We start from the raw sequence: 24,700 nt of genomic DNA on the forward strand, positions 1-24,700 counted from the left end.
GTACCGCTCCTGGCATGACCTCTGGACCGGATCCGCTGGCCGGGCTCGACCCGTTCGGCATCTTCGACACCGAGGCGGAGCGGCTCGACCGCTTCTTCGCCTCCCTCGACGAGGACGGCTGGAACCGCCCCTCCCGCTGCGAGGGGTGGACGGTGCGCGACGTGCTCGCCCACCTGGCCGGCGAGGAGCTCTACAACCACGCCTGCCTGGACGGGGACATCGACGGCTTCTACGAGCTGCTCGACCACGAGGGCGTGCGCGGCGGGTTCGAGGGCTTCAACGAGTGGTGCGTCCGCAAGCGCCGGCTGCTGCCGGTGCGGCAGGTGCTGGACGAGTGGCGGGCCAAGAACGGGGAGACCCGCAGGCGCATGCGGGCGCTCGGGTGGGACGCCTCCCTCGACACGTCCGTCGGCCCGTACCCCACGGGGTTGCAGGCCTTCCACTACGACTCCGAGTACGCCACGCACGCCGACGACGTGGGGGCGCCCGTGCCCGGCGAGGAGGCGCCGGGCCGGCTCGACTGGCGGGTCCGCGTGGGGATGTTCGCCCTGGACGAACGCGGCGCGAAGGCCGGGATCGAGCGCACGGGCGACCGCGTCCTGGTGACCGTGGACGGGATGGGCGCCGACCTGTCCTGCGAGGAGTTCGTGGAGGCGACGGTGGGCCGCCTGCCTGCCGCGCATCCGATCGACCCGCGACTGCGGGCCGCCCTGCGCTGCCTCGCCTGACCCCGCCGCTCCCGGCCGGTCGCCTGGGACGGCATCACAGCCCGCGGAAACGGCCCGGCCGGGGCTCGGTGGCGACCACCGCGCCCCGGCCGGGGAAGGCTCTGCGCCGGGCGGCGCCCCTCAGCGGGTCGCACCGCGGCCTCCGCCCGCCGCGTAATAAGACGCGGGCGGCCACCTGACCCGCCCCGGCCGGCGACGGGCGCGGCGTCGCCGGAAGGAGCCCCCGAGGCACGCCGGACGGACATCCTGCCGGGCTCGCACCCGCGCGTGAGGCGGTGTGGCGGCCTGGCGTGCGCGCGAGCGGCTCTCGTCCGGCCGGGCTCGCACCCGCGCGGGCGGTGCCGCGGCCGGGCGTCCGCGCGAGCGGCTTTCGCGGCGTCGCCTCGGCCTGGCGCCCGGGCCCGCCGGACGGGACGGCCCGGAGCCCCTCGCGGCCGGCGACGGGTCCCCGCCTGGTACGGCGCGCGAACCGGCACAGGCCGGGCGCGGCGGGAGGACGGGTCCGGGCGCGAGGGCCGGTGGGCCTTCCCCTCCCGCCCGGAGCGGTTCGTGCCTGGAAGGGCACACGTATCGATAAACGCGTCATCGCGAACAATCCCCAAGTCGGTACGGCCCTGGGAGGCCGGTTTGCCGGGGGGATCCAGACGTGTCGCTCATCCAGTCGTGCAGGCGATTGGCGGCGGCACGTCAACCATGCACCGGGATCGGCCCCAATCGCAATCAGGCGCGCCAGAGAGGGCCGTTCGGCCCGTGTTGCGCCCGACCGGCGGCGAAATGCCCCACGAACCCCCGGGGGTTCACGCCGGCGCGGCCGGAAGGGAGAGGATCATGGTCAGCCCTCCCCCGGGCGTCTCCTCGGGGACGAGCGTCCCGCCCATCGCCTCGGCCAGCCCGCGCGACAGGGCCAGCCCGAGCCCGACCCCGGTGTGGGCGTCCCGGTCGCCGTACCGCTGGAAGGGCAGGAACACCCGGTCGTGCGCCTCCGGCGGGATGCCGGGCCCGCGGTCGACGATCCGGACCTCCACGCGGTCGCCGTACCGGCTCGCCCCGACGAGCACGGGAGCCGCGGGCGGGCTGTACCGGACGGCGTTGGACGTGACGTTGACCAGGATCCGCTCCAGCAGGACCGGGTCGGCCTCGACGTCGGGCAGGTCAGGCGGCATGTCGAGGACGACACGGGCGCCCGCCTCCCCGAGGTCGGCCACGGCCCGGTGCGCGACCTCCTCCAGCGCGACGTGCTCGAGCGCGACCCCGAGCACGCCGGCCTGGAGCCGGCTCATGTCGAGCAGGTTGGCCACCAGCCGGGTCAGCTTCACCAGCGACTCGTCGGCCGTCGCCAGCAGCTCGTCGCGGTCCGCGCGCGACCACCGCACGTCGGTGCTGCGCAGGCTCTCCACGGCCGCCTTGGCCGAGGCGAGCGGGGTGCGCAGGTCGTGGCTGACGGCCGCGAGCAGCGCCGTGCGCATCCTGTCGGCCTCCGCGAGCGGCCGCACCTTCTCGGCCTGCTCCTCCAGCCGCCGCTGCCGCAGGGCGACGGCCAGCTCGGCGCCGAAGGCCTCCAGCACCCTCCGGTCCGACGCGTCGAGCAGGCGCCCGCGCAGCGCGAGCACGAGACCGCCCGCGATCGGCATCCCGGTGTCGGCCGCCGCCGGGCACGTGCAGGGCGGGCCGCCGGCGGCGCCGAGGATGCGCCACGCCTGCGGGTCGCCCGCGTCGCCCACGCCGGGGACGGCCTCGGTCCGCCGTTCCAGCAGCGTGACCGACGTCATGCCGAAGATCTCCCGCAACCGCGCCAGCAGGGACGGCACGGCGGCCTCCCCCCGCAGCACGTGCCCGGCCAGGGTGGACAGGATCTCCGCGTCCGCGCCCGCCCGGGCCGCCTCGCGGGTGCGGCGGGCGGCCAGGTCCACGATCGCGCTGACGGCGCCGCCCACGACCACGAAGACGACCAGGGCCAGCAGGTTCTGCGGGCTCGCGATCGACCAGGTGTGCAGCGGCGGGGTGAAGAACCAGTTGAGCAGCAGGAAGCCGCCGACCGCCGCGGTCAGCGCGGGCCACATCCCGCCCACGAGGGCGACCGTCACGACCGCCGCCAGGAACAGCAGGATCTGGCTCGGCAGCGTGAGCGCCCCCCGCAGCGGCAGCAGGACCCCGGTGAGGGCCGGGACGCCCAGCAGGGCCAGGGCCCACCCCGCGAACCTCCTGCCCCGGGTGAGCGCGGCCCGGGACGGCGGCGGCCGCCTCCCGGCCCGGGCCTCGTCGTGCGGGATCATGTGGACGTCGATCGAGCCGGACAGCGCGGCGACCGTGACCCCGACGCCGCGCGTGAGCAGCCGGGCCACCCGTCCGCGGCGGGAGGCGCCGAGCACGAGCTGGGTGGCGTTGACGCTCCGGGCGAAGTCGAGCAGCGCCTTCGGCACGTCGTCGCCGACGACCTGGTGGTAGGAGCCGCCCAGGTCCTCCGCGAGCGTGCGCTGCCGGGCGAGGTGGACGGGGTCGGTCCCGGCCAGCCCGTCCGACCGGGTCACGTGGACGGCGAGCAGGTCGGCGCCCGTGGTCCTGGCCGCGATCCGGGCGGCGCGCCGGATGACGGTGTCCCCCTCCGGGCCGCCGGAGAGGGCGACGACCACCCGCTCGCGGGTCTCCCAGGTGCTCAGGATGCCGTGCTCGGCGCGGTAGCGGTCGAGCTGCTCGTCGACCTTGCCGGCGACCCACATCAGCGCCAGCTCGCGCAGCGCGGTGAGGTTGCCCTCCCGGAAGTAGTTGGCCAGCGCCGCGTCCACCTTCCCGGGCACGTAGATGTTGCCGTGCGCCATCCGGCGCCGCAGCGCCTCGGGTGACATGTCCACCAGCTCGACCTGGTCGGCGCGCCGGACGACTTCGTCCGGCACGGTCTCCCGCTGGGGCACCCCGGTGATCTCCCGCACCACGTCGTTGACCGACTCCAGGTGCTGGACGTTCACCGTCGAGATCACGTCGATCCCGGCCTCCAGGATCTCCTCGACGTCCTCCCAGCGCTTGGCGTTGCGCGACCCCGGCACGTTCGTGTGGGCAAGCTCGTCGATCAGGACGATTTTCGGCCGGCGGGCGATCACGGCGTCCACGTCGAGCTCGGTGAACGTCCCGTCCCGGTACGCGATCGTCCGCCGGGGCAGCACCTCCAGCCCCTCAAGGAGCTCCTCCGTACGGGGACGGTCGTGGGTCTCCACCAGCCCCACGACCACGTCCCGCCCGCGGGCCCGGCCCCGGCGGGCCTCGCAGAGCATCGCGTACGTCTTGCCCACCCCGGGCGCCGCGCCGAGGTAGACCCGGAGCCGCCCGCGCGTCATCGGCGTGCGCCCCCGCCGTCAGGAGCGGGCGCCGTCCAGCTCCTCATGGAACCCAAGGTACGGCGCGCGGCGGCCGCCGTCTCGGGGGCCCGGACGCTCAGGGCAGCCAGGAGACCCGGCCGTGCAGCAGGCCGTACCCGACGAAGGCGACGACGTCGATGAGGGTGTGGGCGACGATCAGCGGCATGGCCCGGCCCCAGCGCTGGTAGAGGCGGCCGAAGACCAGGCCCATCACGACGTTCCCGGCGAAGCCGCCGAAGCCCTGGTAGAGGTGGTAGGAGCCGCGCAGGACCGCCGACACCACCACAGACCGCCAGGGCGCCCAGCCGAGCTGGCCGAGCCGGTGCAGCAGGTAGCCGCTGACCAGCACCTCCTCCAGCACGCCGTTCTGAGCGGCCCCGAGCACCAGGACCGGCACCCGCCACCACACCTCGGGCAGGTCGTCCGGGACGACGTTGAGGTTGACGCCGGACGCGTACACCGCGAGGTAGAAGGCCAGGCCCGACCCGCCGATCGCGGCGGCCAGCACGGTCCCGCGCAGCAGGTCGCGCCCCGGCTCGCGGCGGTCGACGCCGATGGTGCGCAGCGACTCCCCCGAGCGGGCCAGCAGGTAGGCCACGAGCCCGACGGGCGCCACGTTCACCGCGAGCTGCGCGAGGTGGAGCGACAGGTCCAGCCAGGGGCGGCCGGGCGCGTACGAGCCGTTGAGCACGGCGTGCTGGCTGTCCAGCGCCTTGGGCGCGGTGAGCGCGCCGATGAGCTGGATGAGCGACAGCAGCCCGCTCGCCCCCAGCGAGACGGCGAAGACCGCCACGATCTCCGGCCCGATCAGCCGCGGCGTCAGGCCCGGGGGGCCCGACGTCCCCACCGAGCCATCCGCCGGTCGTGCGGCGCTGTCGTCGTCCATGCCCGCAGGGTAGCGCCCGCCCGGACCCGGTCCCGACCCCCGGCGGCGTCATCGCCGCGGCGTCGTCAGTACGGCAGCGCCCGGGCCTTGAACGAGGCGGCCACGAACGGCGCCTTGAACTTCGGGAACGCCACGGTGTTCGCGTAGCCGTCCGAGGTGTAGCGGTCGTTGGGGTTGGCCTTGAGCCAGTCGAGCCACGCCATGGAGCAGAACTTCACGCAGTCGCCGACCTTCTCCTTCGACCGGATGCGCGGGATGCCCACCGGGTCGAAGTCCTTGGTGTACGGCGAGGGCGCCGGGGTGTACCCGGCCAGGAAGACGCCCCGGTAGTTGTACGACACGCCCTTGTACGAGCCGTGCAGCGCCCACTCCTTCTTGCTCGGCTGGTTGCCGTACGGCAGGGCGAGCGTCACCGGAGGCGTCTTGATGAGCGAGGTGATGAGGTTCTGCCCGCCGACGATCTGGTCCTCGACCTCCTCCTTGGACTTGCTCAGCAGGTTGAGGTGGTCGCGGGTGTGGTTGCCGATGTCGAACCCGTTGTCCTTCAGCCACTCCAGGACCTGGACCTGTTCCTCCTGGCGGGCCTTGCCGAACATGTCCTTGATCACGTAGAACGTCGCCACCGGACGGAAGCCAGGATGCTTGGCCGCCACGTCCATGAGGATGCCGACCGCCGTGTCCGGCAGCGGCTTGCCCATGCCGTCGAGCGACACCTGGGACGGCGAGGAGTCGTCGAACGTCAGCACCACCGGGTGCTTGCCGGCCGGGATGTCGATCTTCCCGGTCACGTACTCGGCGGCCGTGATCGGCACGTAGTCCTCGGCGGCCAGCCGTTCGAGCTCCTCGCGGAACTGCTGCGGCGAGCGGTCGTCGCCGGGCGGCGGGTTCTTCACGACCCGGTGGTACATGATCACCGGGATCTGACCCAGCTCGTTGGCCTTCACCCGGGCCGCCGCCTCCATCTCGCTCTTGCGGAGCGAGGCCTCGGCCGCCACCCTGTGCTGCTTGTCCGCCGGAGCGTCCGCCTGCTTGACCGGCTTGGCGCTCGACCCGCACGCGGACAGCGTGACGGCGCTCAACGACACCACTGCCAGGCCGGCAGCCCCGAAGCGTCCCATGGATCCCCCTCAACGGGCCGCGGTACTCGATGAGCGACTCCTACCCACCGACCTCGCGATTCTCACCGAGCGTAGGACAAACACCACGCTGCGTGAATCTCCGCAGGAATTACCCGCTTCGGGCGTGTCGCTTCGCGGCGGCCCGCCTCAGATCTGGGGCTCGGCCCCAGATCTGGCGCCCGGCCTCAGATCTGGGGCTCGGCGCAGAAGGCGACGCCGTCGCCGGACAGCTCGACCGGGCCGTCGGACGCGGGGACGAAAACGGACTCGCCCGCCTGGAGCTTGACCTCGGCGCCGACCCGGACGGCGCCCTCGGTGCACAGCACGATCCGCGGCAGCGCGCCCTCCAGCACATGGGAGGCGCCGGGAGTGACCCTGCGGAGCAGGAAGTCGGGGCACGGCGGCGCGTACACGCCGCCGGCCGGCTCGACGGCGAGCGGCTGCGCCTCCGGCCGGGTGACGCGCAGCAGCTCGTCCACATCGATGTGCTTGCCGGTCAGCCCGGCCCGCATCACGTTGTCGGAGCACGCCATGATCTCCACCCCGAACCCGTCGAGGTAGCAGTGCAGGACGCCGGCGCCCAGGTAGAGCGCGTCGCCGGGGGCGAGCTCGTGGCGGCGCATGAGCAGCGGCGCGAGGACGGCCGGGTCCTCGGGATACCGCCGGGCCAGCTTGGCGACCAGGGCGTAGTCGGGCTGGTGGACGCTGGACGCGGCCCACACGACGGCCTCGACCAGCTCGCGCCGGGAGCCCGGCCACTCCAGCAGCAGCCGCAGCGCGGCCAGGACGTCGCCGTCCCGCAGCGCGTCGGCGACCGGCGTGAGCGCCTCGACCTGGAGGCGGCCGACGAGCATGGCCGCCTGGTCGGCGGGCCGGAAGCCGGCGAGCCCCCGGAACGGCGTGATCGCGCAGATCATCTCGGGCTTGTGCCAGGGGTCGGCGTAGTTGGCGTCGCCCCGGGCGAACCCGTCGGCCGCCTGCTCCGAGTCGGGGTGGACCTGCAGCGACAGCGGCTGGTCGACCGCGATGACCTTCAGCAGGTACGGCAGGCGCTCCCCGAACCGCTCGACGACCGGCCGCCCGAGCGTCCCCTCGGGGTCGGCGGCGACGGCGTCCGCAAGCGACACCGGGGAGCCGTTCCCGGACAGCAGCGACGGGCTCGCGGGGTGCGCGCCCAGCCACATCTCGGCCTCCGGTCCCCCGGCGGGCCTGCCCATCAGGGCGGCGATGGCCGTACGGGAGCCCCAGGCGTAGTCCTTGATCGGGTTGGTGAGCAGATCCACGTCGTCCTCGCGTTAGGTGACCACCGGCGCGCGGCGGGGGAGGGGGAGCGCGCCGGTGTCAGAGACTAACAGCCGTCATCGGCGCGGCTCGTTGACGCACCGCAGCACCGGGTGGCGGACGAGCGCGTCCGGGTCGGGGCTGCCGCCGGTCACGTGGAAGACGGCCGTCTCCCCCGGCAGCAGCGTGACGAGCTGGTCGTCCACGGTCGCCCGGGGGTCGAGGCGGTCGGGGAACAGCGCCAGCTCCCGCACGACGGTCCGCGCGGTCACGGCGACCCGCAGGCCCTCGGCCGTCCGCTCCACCACGGTGTCCATCTCGGCCTCCGGGTAGTCCATGGCCGGGTCCTCGGACGGGAACCGCAGCGCGCGGACGCCGTCCAGCGTGGCGGTCAGGACCTCCCGCGCCGGGTCGTCCGGGGTGAGCAGGGCCGCCGGCAGCGCGACCGACGCCGTCCCCCGCGCCGGGACCTCGACCGCGAGGCGCTCCTTGGCGAGCGGCTCCCCGGACAGGGTCAGCCGGACCACCGACAGCTCCCCCGACCACGGCTCGTCGCTGTCGTTGACCACGGCCACGGCGTCGTCCTGGAACGTCAGCAGCCGGTCGGCGTACGCGTGGCGGACAGCGTGCCAGAGCGGCTTGAGCCGCCCGCCGCCGTCCACCGCGGCCCAGGAGGTGACCGGCCAGCAGTCGTTGAGCTGCCACACGATCGTGCCCATGCAGTACGGCGCGAGCGCCCGGAACCGCTCGAGCGCGAACGTCACCGCCCTGGCCTGGTTGACCTGCGTGTAGTAGTGCCAGTCGTCGAAGCCCTCCGGCGCGGGCAGGTGGTCGCCGAGGCCGCGCAGCAGCTTGAGGTTCCCGTCGACCGCCTTCTGGTGGTGCGCGACGCCCGGCGAGGCCGGCGTGAGCGGCTCGTCGGTGACCGCGGCGCGCAGCGTGGCGTACGCCGGCGGCCCCTGGAAGCCGAACTCGGCGACGAACCGCGGGGTGTACGCCGCGTAGTCCGTGTAGTCGTGGGTGTTCCAGACGGTCCAGATGTGCGCCGTCCCCCGGGACGGGTCGTTGGGCGGCAGGTCGGGGGCGCCGGAATAGGGGGTGCCCGGCCAGTAGGGGCGGGTCGGGTCCAGCTCGGCGACGATCCGCGGCAGCAGGTCGTAGTAGAAGCCGCCGCCCCAGGTGCGGCCGTGGAGGTCGTCGCGCCAGTCCCAGTCGGCGAGGCCCCAGATGTTCTCGTTGTTGCCGCACCACAGCGCGAGGCTGGGGTGGCGCGCCAGGCGGGCCACGTGCTCCCTGGCCTCGGCCTCCACCTCGCCGCGGAACGGCTCCTCCTCGGGGTAGGCCGCGCACGCGAAGGGGAAGTCCTGCCAGACCAGCAGGCCGGTCTCGTCGGCGAGGTCGTAGAAGTCCTCGCTCTCGTACAGGCCGCCGCCCCACACCCGCAGCAGGTTCGCGCCCGCCCCGGCCGCCTGGGCGAACCGCTCCGCCACCCGCTCCCGGGTGAGCCGGCTCGGGAAGGTGTCCTCGGGGATCCAGTTGAACCCCCGGACGAACACCGGCCTGCCGTTCACGACCAGGGTGAACGCGCCGTCCGTCCGGTCCAGCTCGATCGAGCGGAAGCCGATGCGGCCGGTCCACTCGTCGTCGCCCAGGCGCACCGTCAGGTCGTACAGCGGCTGCCCGCCGTGCCCGCGCGGCCACCACAGCTCCGGCGCGGGCACGGTCAGCGCGACGACGCCGGTGCGCCGTCCGGCGTCCAGCCGCACGGTCTCGGTCACCCCGGCGACCGAGGCGGTCAGCGTGAGCGGGCCCTCGGCCGCGCGGTCGGCGGTGACGTGCACCTCGACCCGGCCGTTCACCGCGCCGTCCGACTCCTCCAGCGTCACGAGCGGGCGGACCTCGGCCAGCCGGGCGCCGCTCCACGTCCGGATGCCGATGGGCCGCCAGATCCCGGACGTGACCAGCGTCGGCCCCCAGTCCCAGCCGAAGTTGCACGCCATCTTCCGGATGAACGGGAACGGCTGCTCGTACGCGCCGGGACGGTCGCCCAGGGCCGCTCGCCGCGCCTCGGCGTACTCGTACGGCGGCTCGAACAGCACCTTCAGCGTGTTGTCGCCCTCGCGCAGCAGGTGGCGCACGGAGAAGCGGTACGACCGGTGCATGTTGGCCGTCCTGCCCAGCTCGACCCCGTTGAGCGTCACGGTCGCCGCCGTGTCGAGCCCCTCGCACACCAGGTCGGCCCGCTCGTCGTCCGTGCCGTCCCAGGTGAAGACGGTCTCGTACGACCACGCGGTGCGGCCGATCCAGGTGAGCCGCGTCTCGTTGTCGTCGACGTACGGGTCCTCGATGAGCCCGGCGGCCAGCAGGTCGGTGTGGACGCAGCCGGGGACGGCGGCCGGGACCCCGGCGACGACGGGCCGCAACTGCCCTGTGGACGACACGGCCGTGACGGTCCATCCCTCGTGCAGCGGACGGTACGAGCTCACGCTTTCTCCTTTGCGAGTTTCCTGGGGGCCCCTGCCCCCTCCGCGCATCCCGAGCAGGCCGCGAAGTGGCCGGGCTCGGCCTCGGCGAGGCCCGGGCGGGTCCGGGCGCCCTCCGGGCTGCCGTGGTACGGGCAGGGTGTCTCCCCGGGGTCCGCCTCCTCCTCGTCCCACCGCGCGTGCAACCGCGGCACCGCGGCCAGCAGCGACCGCGTGTACGGGTGGAGGGGGTTGGCGAAAACCAGGTCGGTGGGGCCCGTCTCGACGACCGATCCGTGCCGCAGCACCACCGTCCGGTCGCTGACGTAGGTGCCGAGGGACAGGTCGTGGGTGACGAACAGGATGCCGAGCCCGCCCGCCCTGAGGTCGGCGAGCAGGTTCAGCACGTCGATCCGCGTCGACGCGTCGAGCATGCTGATGATCTCGTCGGCGACCAGGAGCCGGATGTCGAGCAGCACGGCCCGCGCGATGAGCATGCGCTGGAGCTGCCCGCCGCTGAGCTGGTGGGGATACCTGCCGAGCACCTGCCCGGGGTCGAGTCGCACACCGCGCAGGGCGCCCTCCACCCGCTCGCGCCACTCCGCGGCGGCCACCCGGGGGAAGTACTCGTCCTTGATCATGGCGAACACGCGGTCGGCCTTGAAGACCGGGTTGTAGCAGCTGAACGGGTCCTGGAAGACGCCCTGCACCTGCCGGTAGTACGCCTTGGGCGAGCGCAGCGCCCGGATGTCGGTCCCGTCGAACGTGATGGCGCCGGAGCTCACCGGGGTGAGCCGCAGGATCATGCGGCCCAGCGTGCTCTTGCCGCTGCCGCTCTCGCCGATGAGGGAGACCACCTCCCCGGCGTTCACGTCGAAGCTGACGCCGGAGACCGCCCGCAGCTCGCGGCCGCCGAACGCGCCGGCCCGATAGACCTTGGAGACGTCGTCGAGTCTGAGCATCACTCGGCCTTCCAGCAGGCGACGTGGTGGCCGGGGGCGACCTCCGCGAACGGCGGCTGCTCGGCGCACCGGGCGAACGCGAGCGGGCAGCGGTCGCGGAACCGGCACCCGGCGGGCGGGTCGAGCAGGGACGGCGGGGCGCCCGGGATGCCCGCGAGCCGCCGGTCCTCGTGCCGCACCCCCGCCTCGGGCAGCGAGGAGATCAGCATCCGCGTGTACGGGTGCCGCGGGGCCGTCACCAGGGCCTCCGCCGGGGCCTTCTCGGCCAGCCGCCCCGCGTACATGACCGTGATCGTGTCGGCGATCTGGTGGACGAGCGCGATGTCGTGGGTGACGACGATCATGCTCTTCACCAGCCCGCGGTCGCGGAACTCCCGCAGCGTCCGGGCCACCGCCCTCTGAGTGGAGACGTCGAGCGCCGAGGTGACCTCGTCCGCTATCAGCAGCGAGGGGTCGAGCAGCGTGGAGATCACCATGACCACCCGCTGCCTCATGCCGCCGGACAGCTCACCGGGGTAGCGGTCCAGCACGTCGCGGGACAGGCCGACCAGCTCCAGGCGCCGCTCCAGCTCGGCCGTCTCCGGCCCGGCCCCGCGGGAGGCCAGCAGCTCGGACACCATCCTGCCGATCCTGCGGGTCGGGTTGAGCGCGCTCATCGCGTACTGCGGGACGAGCGACACCTCGCGGAACCGGTGGGCGTTCATCGCGGCGTCGTCGCCGATGGGCAGGGTCACCCCGTCGAGCTCGACCGTGCCGCCGACGTGGCGCATCCGGCCGTCGAGCCGGATCAGGCTCTTTCCCAGCGTCGACTTGCCCGATCCGGACTCCCCGGCCAGGCCCATGATCTCGCCGTCCGCGACCGAGAAGGTGACGCCGTCGAGCGCCTTCACGTCGCCCCGCAGCGTCCGGTAGTGGACCCGGAGGCCGGTGACCGTCAGGGACACGTCACATCTCCCTCAGCTTCGGGTTGAACACCTCGTCCAGCCCGACGTTCATGACGTACAGGGCGCCCACGACGGCCGTGATCCCGGCGCCCGGCGGGACGAACCACCACCACATCCCGAGTTGCAGGGCGCTCCAGCGGGCGGCGTTGTTGAGCATGAGACCGAGCGAGACCCCCTGGGTCGGCCCGAGTCCGATGAAGTCGAGCGAGGCCGCGACGAGGACGGCCCCGCCGAACAGCAGGATGAACGTCATGAACAGGTAGGAGCTCATGTTCGGCGCGATCTCCCGCACGATGATCCGGGGAGTGCGCACGCCGCTGAGCCTGGCCAGGTCCACGAAGTCGCGCGAGCGCAGCGAGAACGTCTGCGCCCGGATCGCCCGCGCCGCCCAGGGCCACGACGTCAGCCCGATGAACAGCGCCTGCACGCCGATGCTCCGCACGCCCAGGTACGCGTTGGCGACGAGCAGCACGACCAGGGCGGGCAGCACGAGCACGATGTTGGTGATCATGTTGAGCACCTCGTCGACCAGGCCGCCCCGGTAGCCGGCCGTGAAGCCGACCGCCATGCCGATGAGCGCCGCGAGGCCGCCGCCGAGGACCCCGACCAGGAAGGTCGACCGCAGGCCGTACACGAACTGGGCGAACACGTCCTGGCCGAACATGGTGGTGCCGAACCAGTACTCCCCCGACGGCGCCGCCATGGCCGGCCCCACGTAGTCGTTGGGCCCGTACGAGATCGTCATGGGCCCGACGACCGCGGCGGCCAGGAACACCACCACGACGACCAGGCCGGCGACCAGCTTGCCGTTGCGCAGCGCGAAGTGCAGCGCCTCCCGGCGGACGGCCGGGACAGGGGTCTCCTCCGTGACCGCGGGCGTCGTCGTCACGCCGCGCCTCCCATCCCGGCCCTGGTCCGCGGGTCGACCAGGACGTACGCGACGTCGACGACGAAGTTGGCGACCAGCACGCCGAGGACGATGAACAGGAACGTGCCCTGCAGCAGGAAGAAGTCCTGGTTCTGGACGGCCTGCAGGATGAGGTGCCCGAGCCCGGGGTACGAGAAGACGATCTCGGTGACCAGGGCGCCGGCGACCAGCACGCCGAGTTGCAGGGCCAGCCCGGTGATCTGCGGCAGGATCGCGTTCCTGAAGGCGTACCGCCGCACCAGCCGGCCGGGCGCGCCGAGCGACCGCAGGTAGGTCACGTAGTCCGCCTCCAGCTCGTAGATGATCATGTTGCGCATGCCGATGGCCCAGCCGCCGAACGCCACGAGGAACAGCGACGCGAACGGCAGGAACCAGTGCTGCAGGAGGCTGCCGGCGAACGCCCAGGACAGCTCGGGCCGCATGGCGAAGCTGTAGGCCCCGGCCACCGGGAAGATCCCCGCCACGATGCCGAGCGCCCAGGCCAGCAGGATGGCCAGCCACATGTACGGCGTGGCGGTCAGCACGTAGCCGAGCGGCAGGACGCTGTTGTCGAGCCACCTGCGCCGCGCCGCGAAGGCGCCGAAGCGGTTGCCCGCCACCCAGCTCAGCAGGATGGCCGGGACCAGCAGCCCCAGCGTGTACGGCACGGCCCTGACGATGACGTCGGTGACGGGGGTGGGGAACAGCCAGATGCTGATCCCGAGGTCGCCGCGCAGCAGCGCCCCCCAGAAGTTGAGGTACTGCCGCCACAGCGGCTGGTCGAAGCCGAACATGCTCGTGTAGTGCAGGCGCATGGCCTCGACCGCCGCCGGCTGGGAGACGTTGGCCCGCGAGAGCATGCTCTGCACGGGGTCGCCCGGCATGAACCGCGGGATCAGCCAGTTGACGGTGACGGCCACGAAGAACGTGAGCCCGTAGACGAGCAGCTTCCTGCCGAAGTACCGGCGCACAACCGACCTCCAGGTCGCACAGGGGCGCCCCCCTTCCCGCCGCGCGAAGGGGGGCGCGAGAAGATCAGCCTCCGGAGACCGGCTGGAGCTCGGTCAGCATGAGCGTGCCGCCCATCTCCAGCCAGTTGCGCCACAGCGTCGGCGGATACTTCGGCGTGCCCGCCGCGCTCGTCGGCCAGTTCTTCCACACGGAGTCGGTGGTCTGCGACCACAGGCCGTTGTACCAGAGCGGGATCACCGGCAGATCCTGCAGCTGGATCTTCTGCAGCTGCGAGGTGATCTTCCTCATGCCCTCGATGTCGTCCGGCTTGACCTGGTCGAGCTGCTGGGTGAGGTCCCACGCCTGCTTGTTCTCGTAGCGGCCGAAGTTGGTGACCGTCTGCAGCTTCTGGACGGGCATGCGGAAGACGTAGTCGTAGTACATCCAGGGGGTGTTCGACAGCTGCCGGTCGTTGTTGAGGACCATGTCGAACTTGCCGGCGTTGCGGTCGTCCACAAGGGCGTTGTAGTCGGGGAAGTCGGCCTGGACGTCGATCCCGGCCTCCTTGGCGCTCGCGCTGATGACGCGGGCCGCCTCCATCCAGTCGGTCCACCCGGCCGGCACGACGAGCTTGAGCGAGATCCTGGCACCGGTCGGCGACTCGACCAGCCCGTCGCCGTTCGTGTCCTTGTACCCCGCGTCGGCCAGCAGCTTCTTCGCCTTCGCCACGTCGTGGGTGAAGCCGTACTGGGCGACCACGCTCTGGTCGACGTACTTGTCCCACTGGGGCAGCAGGCCCGTCGGGCCGGCCGCCTTGACGAGGTTGCCGTAGACGCCCTCCACGATCTTCTTGGTGTCGACGGCGGCGGCGACGGCCCTGCGGAAGTTCACGTCGTCCATCGGCTTCTTCGTGGTGTTCAGCAACAGCCACGTCGTGTTGGCCGGCAGCATGTACGGCGGCTGGTCGTAGTAGGTCTTGATCCCGAAGTTGCCCTTGACCAGGTTGGGGATGCCGGGCAGGAAGTTCCCGCTGAGGTCGAGGCCCTTCTGCAGCAGCATGCCCATCGCGACCTCGTTGCTGGAGTTCACGATGTCGACGATGTACTTGGGCTTCACGTCCTTGCCCAGGGCCTTGGTCGCCCACCAGCCGTCGCGCTTCACCCAGACCATGCGGTCCTGGTCGTGGGACTGGTACACGTAGGGCCCGGTGCCGATCGGCTTCTCGTTGGCCCCGTTCATGACCTCGTCCTCGGTCCGCCCCTGCCAGATGTGCGCGGGCACGATCGCCCGGCTGTACAGGTGGTTGGCCCACTCTTGGTAGTTGGTCTTGGAGAAGGTGAACCTGACCGTGAGGTCGTCCACCTTCTCGACGCTCTTCAGCCAGCTCCACAGGGGGTGGTAGGGCACCGTCTCCATCTTGCCGAGCTCGAAGGTGAACACCACGTCGTCCGCCGTGAACGGCTGCCCGTCCGACCAGGTGACGCCGGGCCGCAGCTTGAGCGTGTACTCCTTGCCGCCGGTCCAGTCGCCGCTCTCCGCCAGCCAGGGCGTGAACTTGTCGGTGTTCGGGTCGTACATGAAGAGCGTCTCGTAGACGAGGCCCTTGGTGCCCGTGGCGAAGTCCCACTCGCGCAGGGGGTTCCAGTTGGCGGGCGGGCCCCACTGGGTGCCGCTGGTGTAGAGCGTCTGGCTGCGGGGGAAGGCCCCGCCGCCCGCCCCCGGCGGGGCCGCCGCCCCGCCCGGGTTCGAAGCCTGCGAGGGCGTCGTCGTCCCGCCTCCGGAGCAGGCCGTCAGCAGGCCGGCCGCCAGCAGCGGGATCAGAAACCGTGGTCGGTCTCGCATGGTGACTCTCCTTCCCCCACGCGGCGCGCGCGGGGACCGCACTCCTGCCAGCCCCGATGATGGATGAGAGCCCTGATCGGGCTCCCCTGTGAACCGGTTCCGGCGTCGCCCCCGTACGGCGGGGCGGGACATCGCACGGCGGTACGGTGTCGCTCACCTCGTCTCCGCCGGGCGGGCCGCGCTGAACCGGATAAGTACCGAGACCGTAAAATCCCAATGTCTGTGGTGTCAATAGCCTCCGGGCGCGGCAAAGTAACGGTAGTAATGTCAGCCCTACTGGACCGGTTCAGTCGAGGGGACACGTGAGAAGACCCACGATCGCGGACATCGCGCGCCAGGCGGGCGTCTCCAAGGGCGCGGTCTCGTACGCCCTGAACGGGCAGCCGGGGGTGTCCGAGGCCACCCGGGCCCGCATCCTCGCCATCGCTCAGGAGATCGGGTGGCGGCCGAACATCGCCGCCCGCGCGCTGAACGGCGCCCGCGCGCACGCGGTGGGCCTCGCCCTGTGCCGCCCCGCGCGGATCCTGGGCGTGGAGCCCTTCTTCATGGAGCTGATCAGCGGCATCGAGGCCGAGCTCGCCTCCCGGTCGTACGCGCTGCTGCTGCAGGTGGTGGCCGACCACGAGGCGGAGACCGACGTCTACCAGCGCTGGTGGGGCGAGGGGCGCGTGGACGGCGCGATCCTGGTCGACCTGCACGTCGAGGACCCCCGGGTGCCGGAGATGGAGGCCATGGGCATGCCGGTCGTCGTGGTCGGGCACCCCTCCGCCGCCGGAGCCCTCGTCCCGGTGTGGTCGGACGACGGGGCCGCCGTCCGGGAGACGGTCGCGTACCTGGTCGCCCTCGGCCACCGGCGGATCTCGCGCGTGGCCGGCCTGCCACGACTCGTCCACACCGCCATCCGGGACACCGCGTTCGCCGACGTCTGCGCCTCGCTGGGGGTCGAGCGGCACCAGACGGTGCACACCGACTACACGGGCGAGGAGGGCGCCAGGGCCACGAGGCGGCTGCTCAGCTCGCCCGACCGGCCGACCGCGATCGTCTACGACAACGACATCACGGCCGTGGCGGGGCTGTCGGTGGCCCAGGAGATGCGGCTCACCGTGCCCGCCGACCTGTCGATCGTGGCCTGGGACGACTCCCCGCTGTGCCAGGTCGTCCGGCCGCCGCTGACCGCTCTCACCCGCGACATCCCCGCGTACGGCGCGCACGCGGCCCAGCGGCTGCTCGCGCTGATCGACGGCGGGGAGACCACGCCCCTGGAGGACGAGGCCCCCCGCCTCACCGCGCGGGGCAGCACCGCCCCGCCCGGCTGACCCGCGGCGCGGAGACGGCCGCAGGCGCCCGCTTCGCAGGCGCGGAGCATGCCGGTAGTCGCACACCTCCGTGACCGGCGCCGCCGCAGTCGAGAGCGCGGCCTCCGTGGCCGGCGGCGTCGGTGCTCAGGACGGCTCGCCGAGCAGTTCGAAGCGCTCGGCCATGCCGGCGAATACCGGGTCGTCCTCCTCGGGCACCGTGGTCCAGCAGCCGAGGCAGAAGCTCACGCCGCCGCGGATCGCCATGTACTCCCGCAGGGCCATGACCCGTCCGGCGTCCTCCTTTACGCCGGTGAGCAGGGCCGAGGGCAGCCCCGCGACCCGTGTCTCGGCGATCCCGAAGCCGGTGAACCCCAGCCCTTCGAGGGAGGATTGGACGATCTCCGCCATCTCGGCCGCCTCGCGCCCCGGCCGCACGGGCTGGCGGAAGACGATCAGCCCGTGCCTGCGATCGTTCCTGTCCCCGTACCTGGCGGTCTCCCAGGGACTGTTCCTCAGGTTCGGCGGCCGTTCGTCCCACCCCTGCGGGATGTGGACGGCGTAGCCGAAGTCGGTCCTCTCGATGCGCTGCCATTCCATGCCGTACTCCTCGGCGTCACTGCGCCGAAGGTGCCTGAGGGCAGCGGTGTAGGACTCGCCCGTGCGGCGGGCGCGCTCGCGGACGCGGCGCTTGAAGTGCTTGTCGGCTGTCATCAGGCCCCTCGGCACCACGGAACCCGTCCCCGGCGAGGAGCCCGTGGCGGGCGGATGACCAGCGATCCGAGGAAACGACTTCCCCTTTGCCTCCGCCGAGCGGCCCCGCCGGGAGGGCCGAAGGAGGTTGGGCGGTGGATCGACGCCGACCGTCAGCATCGCCCACGACTATCTGGCTGTCAAGGCGCGATCGCCCCGCCGGGGACCGTCCGGCCGCCGGTCCCCGCCCAGGTCAGGGCTGTGCGGGAAGGACGGACCAGTCGATGACGATCCGGGCGGGGTCGGCGGGGTCCGACCAGACGCGGACCGTACGGCCCGGCAGCACGCCGCCCATCAGCAGGCGCGGCAGGATCTGCCGGTGGCTCACCGGGTACGGCTGCCCGCCCTGCGGCTGCACCAGGAGGTCGAAGGCGACCACGACCTGGTCGTTGACGGCGGTGCCGGTGTCCCGCATGCCGGTGATCACAGCCGAGGCCGGGACGCCGGCGCCGACGAGCTCCTGGTTCCCCGTGCCGAGGAAGCTCTTCATCTGGCCCAGCATCCCGGTGGACGGGCCGGAGCCGTTCACGAGCCGCATGCTCAGGATGATCGTGCTGGACACCAGGACGAACATCCCGGCCAGGAAGGCGGGCAGTCCCCACCCCATCGTCGCGAGGGAGCTCATCCCGTAGATTCCGGCGATCAGCAGAGCCAGCCCGGCTCCGGCGGCGACGACGAGCGCGTTGCGCGGCATGTTTCACAACCTTTCAGGTTTTTCGTACGTCTCAGAGATAGCGGGCGGCCTTGATCCCCACTTGCAGAGCGCTTTACGAGAAGTTTGAAAGCTGGCATTCAGGGGAGATCGCTACACTTGGCCCGATTTGCCGCTACTGGCTACTGACCTGGGGTGAGACCCCGGTCCGACCTCAGGAGCACGACAGTGGGTCACGTCGACGTCCGTCCCGCGCCTCCCGCGGAGGACCTCCCGGCGCCGCCTCGCACCGCGCCCAAGTGGCGGGCATGGCTGTGGGTCGCCCTGTCGGGCGCGTTAGGGGTCGTCGTGGCCGCCGCCGGCTCGGCGGTCGGCGGCTACGTCAAGCTCAGCGGCAACGTCCGCCACGAGACGGTGACGACGTCGGAGCTCGGCACCCGGCCGGCGAAGATCAGCAAGGCGCTGAACGTCCTGATCGTCGGCTCCGACCAGCGCGACGGGGCGAACGCCAGGTACGGCAAGGTCCCCGGCGAGCGGACCGACACGATCATCCTCGCGCACATCTCCCCGAAGCGGGACGGCGCCGTGCTGATCAGCTTCCCGCGCGACTCGCTCGTCCAGCTCCCGGGCTGCCCCGCGAAGAAGAGCCAGGCCCTTCCGGGTCAGCGGGCGCACGTCGGCATGATCAACGAGTCGTTCAACTTCGGCGGCATCGCCTGCACCTGGCGGACGATCGAGGGGCTGACCGGCATCCACATCGACCACTTCGTCAAGGTCGACTTCACCGGCTTCAAGGCCATGGTGAACGCCCTCGGCGGCGTCCCGGTGTGCATCCCCGAGGCCATCGACGACAAGAAGGCCCTCCTCCACCTGAAGGCGGGCAAGCAGCTCCTCATGGGCGAGCAGGCCCTCGGGTACGTCCGGGTCCGCTACAGCCTCGGCGACGGCTCCGACATCGGGCGGATCCAGCGGCAGCAGATGTTCCTCGCCTCAATGGCCAAGAAGGCGATGAGCGGGCAGACGCTGACCAACCCCTCGGCGCTGTTCGGCTTCCTCGACGCGGTCACCAAGTCGATCACCACGGACCCCGACCTCACGCTCGGCGTGATGAAGGACCTGGCCATGAGCGCCAAGGGCCTCACCGCCGGCCAGATCCGGTTCGTCACCACCCCGTGGCGCTACTCGGTCGCCAACCCCGGCCGGGTCGAGTGGGTGGAGCCGCAGGCGGACCGGCTGTTCAAGATGATCGCCGCCGACGAGATCAGCAAGAACGTCAAGAGCGGCGAGCAGAAGATCCCGAAGTCGCAGATCCACATCGTCGTCCAGAACGGCACCGGCACCCAGGGCCTCGGCACCCAGGTCGCGGCCGAGCTGGAGCAGCGCGGCTACCACATCGTGAAGGTCGAGCCGGCGCCCAAGCAGTACGCGAAGTCCGTGATCAAGTACGGCCCGAACGGCGAGAGCCGGGCGGCGCGGCTGTTCCGCGAGCTGAAGAGGTCGACCACGTTCCAGGTCAAGGCCGCGCAGACCCAGTCACTGGTCCTGGTGGTGGGGGCGGACTGGAACGGCCTGAAGCCGCCGAAGTCGCTCGACGACGTGGAGGGCTTCGACGCCACCCAGGACAGCTGCACGGCCTCCTGACCGGAACGGCGCCAGGCGCTGTTCGCCGGGGCGCCGGACGCCGTCGCGGCCCGGGTCCGCTGCCGCGGACCCGGGCTCCGCGTCCTAGAACAGCCAGCCGAACAGGCCGCCGTTGTGCTTCGGCGGGTCCTGCGTGGGGGCAGGGGCCGACGTCGGCTGCGCAGGCGCCGAGGTGACCGGATCCGGCGTCGGCTCCGACGGGTCCTCCGCCGACACCGGCGGCTGCGAGGTCGGGACGTGGGTGGGCGACGTGGTCGCCCGGTGGGTGGCGCTCGCCCGGCTCGTGGGCGCCGTCGTCCGCGGGCGGGGCGCCTGCGGACTGGCCTTCGGCGGCGCGGAGGGCGTCACGTCCGGGTCGGCGGCGACCGACTCCGTCGGGCCGGGTTCCGCGCTCGGCCCTGACTCGACGGGCGAGGGGGACGCGACGGGCGGCGCCGGCGCCTCGGCCGCGCAGCCCGGTCCCGACGGGCAGGAGGAGGCGGACGGCTGGCCGACCCAGGCCGTGAGGGCCCAGATGACGCCCAGCACCGCGACGGCGGCCACACCGGCCCGCACCAGCACGCCCCGCCGCCGCGACTCCTCCACCTCCTCGGGGTCGTCCGGGCTGTTGCGCCAGCCCGCGCCGAGGAAGCCGCCGCCGGAGCCGCCGTCCTCGCGGTCGTGCCAGGCGGACCGCATCACGTCCTGGTCGGTCGCCGGACCGCCGTCGTCCTCGTAGGACTCGTAGGACTCGTAGGAGTCGTCCTCGTAGGAGGCGTCCTGCGGAGCCCCGTCCACGTCGTCGTCGCGGTCGAGGTCGTCGTCGAGGTCGCGGGGGCCGGCGTCGTCGGGGCGGGCTCGGTCGTCCGGGCGGCGGCCGGGACCGTCGTCGTGACCGCCCGCGTCGTCCGGGGTCCAGTCCTCGGAGAGCAGGTCGCCGCCGCGGGGGGCGTGGTCGGCGGCCCTCCTGCTCACGGCCGCGTCGTCCAGCTCCTCCGACCAGAACCTGTCGGCCTCGGAGCCGTACCGGCCCCCCACGGGGATGTACGGCCGGACGAGCGGGCCGGTCTCCTCGCGAGGGTCCTCGGGGTCGAGCATGGAGGTCCTTCCTCTCGCGTCATCGCTAGCGATCGTTAATAGCACTCTCCGACAGCCGATGTCTGGAAATTTCACAACAATCACTGGAGGCTCAGTTGTACGAGAGCGCACACCCGGCGTCCGGGGAACAGCCCGATAACGAAAACCCACTCAACTTGACGGGAATGTCGGAAGGGCCTTTAATAACGACGAACCCGACTGATTAAGTAGGAATACAAGGAGACGGGCATGAGAGTGCGCAGGCTCAGGGGAATCGCGGCCGCCGCCGTGGCCACCACCGCCCTGGTCACCGCCTGCGGGGGAGGGAACGGCTCTGCCGGGGGGGACGGCAAGGTCCAGCTGGCGCTCGTCGCCTATTCGACTCCGCAGGCCGCGTACAAGGACATCATCGCGGCGTTCCAGAAGACGCCGGAGGGCAAGAACATCACGTTCACCCAGTCGTTCGGCGCGTCCGGCGACCAGAGCCGGGCCGTGGCGTCCGGCCTCAAGGCCGACATCGTCGAGTTCTCGCTGGAGACCGACATCACCCGGCTCGTCAAGGCCGGCCTCGTCGCCCCCGACTGGAACTCGGGCCCGACCCAGGGCATCCTGACCAAGTCGGTCGTCGTCATCGGCACCCGGAAGGGCAACCCGAAGAACATCAAGACCTGGGACGACCTGGTCAAGCCGGGCGTCGAGGTGATCACCCCCAACCCGTTCACCTCCGGCGGCGCGCGGTGGAACCTGCTGGCCGGCTGGGGCGCCAAGTCGAACAAGGGCGCCGACGAGGCGGCCGGGCTCTCCTGGCTCGACGCCCTCCTCAAGAACGTGCCCGTCCAGGACGACAGCGGCCGCAAGTCGCTGCAGACCTTCACCGGCGGCAAGGGCGACGCGATCCTCACGTACGAGAACGAGGCGATCTTCGCCCAGCAGAACCACCAGGAGATCGACTACACGGTCCCCGACTCGACGATCCTCATCGAGAACCCGGTGGCCGTGACGAAGAACAGCGCCCACCCGAAGGAGGCCGCGGCCTTCCTCAAGTACCTCTACTCCACCGAGGCCCAGACGATCTTCGCCAAGAACGGCTACCGGCCGGTCGTCGACGGGATCAGCGGGTTCGACTTCCCCACTCCCCCGCAGCTGTTCACGATCCGGGACCTCGGCGGCTGGGACGCGGTGACCAAGAACCTGTTCGACCCGACGGGCAAGGTCGCGGACATCGAGCGCAAGCTCGGAGTGGCGACGGAGAAGTGACCTCCGGCAGATGACCACCGACACCGCACTCCGGCCCGCCCCCGCGCCCGGCTCCACGCCCGGCGCGGGGGCGCGGCCGCGCTCGCGCCTCTCCGGGGGCACCGCGACCGGCCTGGGCGCCGCGGTGCTCTACCTGAGCCTGATCGTGCTGATCCCGCTGGCCCTGGTGGTCTGGCGCTCCGCCGACCACGGCCCCGGCTACTTCTGGCGCGCGGTCACCACCCCCGACGCCTGGGCGGCGCTCACGCTGACCATCGGCGCCTCGGTGATCGTCGCGCTGATCAACCTCGTCATGGGCACGCTCATCGCCTGGGTGCTGGTCCGCGACCGCTTCCCGGGCAAGGCGGTCGTCGACACCGTCATCGACCTGCCGTTCGCCCTGCCGACGATCGTGGCCGGCCTCGTGCTCCTCGCGTTGTACGGCCCGGAGAGCCCACTCGGGATCAACCTGGCGTACAGCAGGGCGGGCGTGATGCTCGCGCTGCTGTTCGTCACGCTGCCGTTCGTCGTGCGGACGGTCCAGCCGGTGCTGCTCGAACTGGACGCGGACATGGAACAGGCGGCGGCCTCCCTCGGCGCCGGGCCGTTCCAGATCTTCCGGCGGATCATCCTGCCCAACCTGGTGCCCGCGATGCTGTCCGGCACGGCGCTCGCGTTCACCCGCTCGATCGCCGAGTTCGGCTCGACGGTCCTGATCTCGGGGAACCTCCCCTTCAAGACCCAGGTCGCGGCGGTGAACATCTTCAGCCAGATCGAGGGGGACAACACCACGGGTGCGGCGGCGATCTCGACCGTGCTGCTCGTGGTGGCCCTGGTCGCGCTGATCTCGCTCGATCTCCTGCAACGCTGGGGGAACCGCCGTGGCTAAGTACGCTCTGCGCGCGCTCGCCCTCGTCTATCTGCTGTTCCTGCTCGTGCTGCCGGTCGCGCTGATCGTCTGGCGGACGTTCGGGGACGGGTTCGGGCCGTTCGCCGAGGCGCTGACCTCGCCGTCGGCCCTGCACGCGTTCCAGGTCACGCTCACCGTGGCCGTCTGGGCCGTGGTGGCCAACACCCTGTTCGGAATCGGGGTGTCGATCCTGCTCGTCCGGCACTCGTTCCCCGGGAAGAGGCTGCTCAACGCGTTCATCGACCTGCCGATGGCCGTCTCGCCGGTGGTCGTCGGGCTCGCGCTCATCCTCGTGTACGGCCGGTTCGCCCCGGTCGGCGGGCTGCTGGAGAGCTGGGGCATCCAGGTGATCTTCTCCACGCCGGGGATGGTGCTGGCCACGGTGTTCGTGTCGCTGCCGCTGGTCGTACGGGCCGTCGTGCCGGTGCTGGAGGAGCTGGGCGACGAGCAGGAGCAGGCCGCGCACACGCTGGGCGCGAGCCGGTTCCAGGCGTTCCTGCGCATCACCCTCCCCGGCATCCGCTGGGCCCTCGGCTACGGCGTGGTGCTCTGCCTGGCCCGCTCCCTCGGCGAGTACGGCGCGGTCGCGGTCGTCTCCGGCCGCCTGGTGGACCAGACCCAGACGCTCACGCTGTTCGTCGAGGAGCGCTTCCAGAACTTCGACCAGCCGGCCGCGTTCGCCGCGGCGACCGCCCTCGCGCTCATCGCGGTGGTCACCCTGCTGCTCACCAAGCTCCTGCGCCCGAAGGATTGACGCCCATGGCCATCGAAGTACGAGACGTGAACAAGTCGTTCGGGACGACGCCCGTCCTGCGCGAGGTGTCCGTCGACGTCGCGTCCGGGTCGCTGACGGCACTGCTCGGCCCGAGCGGCGGCGGCAAGTCCACGCTGCTGCGGGTCATCGCCGGGCTGGAGCAGCCCGACACCGGCACCGTCCGCATCTCCGGCGTGGACGCGACCCGGCTGTCGCCGCAGCGACGCAACGTCGGCTTCGTCTTCCAGCACTACGCCGCCTTCAAGCACCTGTCCGTCTTCCGCAACGTGGCGTTCGGGCTGGAGATCCGCAAGCGGCCCAAGGACGAGATCCGCAAGCGGGTCATGGAGCTGCTGGAGCTCGTCCACCTGGAGAAGATGGCCGACCGCTACCCCTCGCAGCTGTCCGGGGGCCAGCGCCAGCGGATGGCCCTGGCCCGGGCGCTCGCCGTGGAGCCCGAGGTCTTGCTGCTCGACGAGCCGTTCGGCGCCCTCGACGCGCAGGTCCGCAAGGAGCTGCGCACCTGGCTGCGCCGCCTGCACGACGAGGTGCACGTCACGACCGTCTTCGTCACCCACGACCAGGAGGAGGCGATCGAGGTCGCCGACACGATCGTGGTCCTGGCGAACGGCGAGGTGGTGCAGGTCGGCAGCCCGGCCGACGTGTACGACAACCCCGCCAACCCGTTCGTGATGCGCTTCCTCGGCCCGGTCACCGAGATCGGCGGCAGCCTCGTCCGCCCGCACGACATCGAGATCAGCGTCGACCCGATCGAGGGCGGCACCCCCGCGACCGTCTCCCGCGTCGTACGGCTCGGCTTCGAGGTGCGAGTGGAGGTCGAGGTCGGCGGCCAGGAGGCCTGGGTCCAGGTGACCCGGGAGTTCGCCGACCGCCTCGGGCTCGAACCGGGGGACGCCGTCGTCGTCAGGCCCGCCCCCGGCGCCCGATCCCTGGCTCTCAGCGCCGTGTGAC

At 72.0% G+C, this 24,700-nt stretch carries 20 protein-coding genes and 1 pseudogene; 8 read left to right on the forward strand and 13 right to left on the reverse strand.

Annotated elements, in window-relative coordinates; genetic code table 11:
• The first annotated feature begins 14 nt into the window (after nt 1-14).
• A complete protein-coding gene (locus Mco01_RS32960; RefSeq protein ID WP_204060741.1) occupies nt 15-728 on the forward strand; it encodes a maleylpyruvate isomerase family mycothiol-dependent enzyme in 714 nt (237 codons plus the stop codon).
• A 797-nt stretch (nt 729-1,525) separates the two neighbouring features.
• On the opposite strand, the gene Mco01_RS32965 is transcribed toward Mco01_RS32960, so the two are convergent.
• The 10 genes from Mco01_RS32965 to Mco01_RS33010 form a co-directional block, all read right to left on the reverse strand.
• Nucleotides 1,526-4,057: a DUF4118 domain-containing protein gene (locus Mco01_RS32965; protein WP_204060742.1), complete on the reverse strand. Its 2,532-nt coding sequence runs from the start codon at nt 4,055-4,057 to the stop codon at nt 1,526-1,528.
• A 97-nt stretch (nt 4,058-4,154) separates the two neighbouring features.
• A complete protein-coding gene (locus Mco01_RS32970; protein WP_204060743.1) occupies nt 4,155-4,964 on the reverse strand; it encodes a CPBP family intramembrane glutamic endopeptidase in 810 nt (269 codons plus the stop codon).
• Nucleotides 4,965-5,029: 65 nt separating this feature from the next.
• A complete protein-coding gene (locus Mco01_RS32975) occupies nt 5,030-6,082 on the reverse strand; it encodes a polysaccharide deacetylase family protein (RefSeq protein WP_204060744.1) in 1,053 nt (350 codons plus the stop codon).
• Nucleotides 6,083-6,267: 185 nt separating this feature from the next.
• Nucleotides 6,268-7,365, reverse strand: a complete 1,098-nt coding sequence (gene manA / locus Mco01_RS32980; RefSeq protein ID WP_204060745.1) for a mannose-6-phosphate isomerase, class I — start codon at nt 7,363-7,365, stop codon at nt 6,268-6,270.
• A gap of 75 nt (nt 7,366-7,440) precedes the next feature.
• Nucleotides 7,441-9,849, reverse strand: a complete 2,409-nt coding sequence (locus Mco01_RS32985; RefSeq protein WP_204060746.1) for a glycoside hydrolase family 2 protein — start codon at nt 9,847-9,849, stop codon at nt 7,441-7,443.
• Nucleotides 9,846-10,787 carry an ABC transporter ATP-binding protein gene (locus Mco01_RS32990; protein WP_204060747.1) on the reverse strand — a complete coding sequence of 314 codons (942 nt, stop codon included), beginning with the start codon at nt 10,785-10,787 and terminating at the stop codon, nt 9,846-9,848. Before Mco01_RS32990 ends, Mco01_RS32985 begins: the two co-directional genes overlap by 4 nt.
• On the reverse strand, nt 10,787-11,731 hold the full coding sequence (locus Mco01_RS32995) for an ABC transporter ATP-binding protein (protein WP_204060748.1): 945 nt from the start codon (nt 11,729-11,731) through the stop codon (nt 10,787-10,789). Before Mco01_RS32995 ends, Mco01_RS32990 begins: the two co-directional genes overlap by 1 nt.
• A 1-nt stretch (nt 11,732) precedes the next feature.
• Nucleotides 11,733-12,620, reverse strand: a complete 888-nt coding sequence (locus Mco01_RS33000) for an ABC transporter permease (RefSeq protein WP_239104091.1) — start codon at nt 12,618-12,620, stop codon at nt 11,733-11,735.
• Nucleotides 12,617-13,609 carry an ABC transporter permease gene (locus Mco01_RS33005; protein WP_204060749.1) on the reverse strand — a complete coding sequence of 331 codons (993 nt, stop codon included), beginning with the start codon at nt 13,607-13,609 and terminating at the stop codon, nt 12,617-12,619. The genes Mco01_RS33000 and Mco01_RS33005 overlap by 4 nt, the downstream gene beginning before the upstream one ends.
• Nucleotides 13,610-13,673: 64 nt before the next feature.
• The gene (locus Mco01_RS33010) at nt 13,674-15,431 is read right to left on the reverse strand and encodes an ABC transporter substrate-binding protein (RefSeq protein ID WP_204060750.1); all 1,758 of its coding nucleotides are present in this window, start codon (nt 15,429-15,431) and stop codon (nt 13,674-13,676) included.
• 302 nt (nt 15,432-15,733) lie between these two features.
• Between Mco01_RS33010 and Mco01_RS33015 the strand changes: the two genes are divergently transcribed.
• The gene (locus Mco01_RS33015; RefSeq protein ID WP_204060751.1) at nt 15,734-16,747 is read left to right on the forward strand and encodes a LacI family DNA-binding transcriptional regulator; all 1,014 of its coding nucleotides are present in this window, start codon (nt 15,734-15,736) and stop codon (nt 16,745-16,747) included.
• Between the two features lie 126 nt (nt 16,748-16,873).
• On the opposite strand, the gene Mco01_RS33020 is transcribed toward Mco01_RS33015, so the two are convergent.
• Together Mco01_RS33020 and Mco01_RS33025 are read right to left on the reverse strand one after the other, a co-directional pair.
• A complete protein-coding gene (locus tag Mco01_RS33020; RefSeq protein ID WP_204060752.1) occupies nt 16,874-17,440 on the reverse strand; it encodes a hypothetical protein in 567 nt (188 codons plus the stop codon).
• Between the two features lie 232 nt (nt 17,441-17,672).
• The gene (locus Mco01_RS33025) at nt 17,673-18,173 is read right to left on the reverse strand and encodes a hypothetical protein (protein WP_204060753.1); all 501 of its coding nucleotides are present in this window, start codon (nt 18,171-18,173) and stop codon (nt 17,673-17,675) included.
• A gap of 186 nt (nt 18,174-18,359) precedes the next feature.
• Between Mco01_RS33025 and Mco01_RS33030 the strand changes: the two genes are divergently transcribed.
• The gene (locus tag Mco01_RS33030; protein ID WP_204060754.1) at nt 18,360-19,772 is read left to right on the forward strand and encodes an LCP family protein; all 1,413 of its coding nucleotides are present in this window, start codon (nt 18,360-18,362) and stop codon (nt 19,770-19,772) included.
• An 84-nt stretch (nt 19,773-19,856) separates the two neighbouring features.
• Here Mco01_RS33030 and Mco01_RS33035 read toward each other — a convergent pair whose 3' ends face one another.
• Complete coding sequence (locus Mco01_RS33035) at nt 19,857-20,849, reverse strand: hypothetical protein (RefSeq protein WP_204060755.1); 993 nt, start codon at nt 20,847-20,849, stop codon at nt 19,857-19,859.
• 228 nt (nt 20,850-21,077) lie between these two features.
• Here Mco01_RS33035 and Mco01_RS33040 point away from each other — a divergent pair, with 228 nt between their 5' ends.
• The 5 genes and pseudogenes from Mco01_RS33040 (at nt 21,078) to Mco01_RS40490 (ending at nt 24,699) form a co-directional block, all read left to right on the forward strand.
• The gene (locus Mco01_RS33040; RefSeq protein WP_036324679.1) at nt 21,078-22,085 is read left to right on the forward strand and encodes a sulfate ABC transporter substrate-binding protein; all 1,008 of its coding nucleotides are present in this window, start codon (nt 21,078-21,080) and stop codon (nt 22,083-22,085) included.
• 10 nt (nt 22,086-22,095) lie between these two features.
• Entirely contained in the window at nt 22,096-22,953 is an 858-nt protein-coding gene (gene cysT, locus Mco01_RS33045; protein ID WP_204060756.1) for a sulfate ABC transporter permease subunit CysT, read from the forward strand.
• Nucleotides 22,946-23,728 carry a sulfate ABC transporter permease subunit gene (locus Mco01_RS33050; RefSeq protein ID WP_036324681.1) on the forward strand — a complete coding sequence of 261 codons (783 nt, stop codon included), beginning with the start codon at nt 22,946-22,948 and terminating at the stop codon, nt 23,726-23,728. Before cysT ends, Mco01_RS33050 begins: the two co-directional genes overlap by 8 nt.
• 5 nt (nt 23,729-23,733) lie before the next feature.
• A pseudogene (locus Mco01_RS33055) lies at nt 23,734-24,384 on the forward strand (sulfate/molybdate ABC transporter ATP-binding protein); the annotation flags it as partial.
• A 36-nt stretch (nt 24,385-24,420) separates the two neighbouring features.
• Nucleotides 24,421-24,699: a TOBE-like domain-containing protein gene (locus tag Mco01_RS40490; protein WP_425560034.1), complete on the forward strand. Its 279-nt coding sequence runs from the start codon at nt 24,421-24,423 to the stop codon at nt 24,697-24,699.
• Nucleotide 24,700: the final 1 nt, after the last annotated feature.

The sequence above is a fragment of the Microbispora corallina genome (assembly GCF_016863035.1).
In the GTDB taxonomy this organism is placed as follows: Bacteria; Actinomycetota; Actinomycetes; order Streptosporangiales; family Streptosporangiaceae; genus Microbispora; species Microbispora corallina.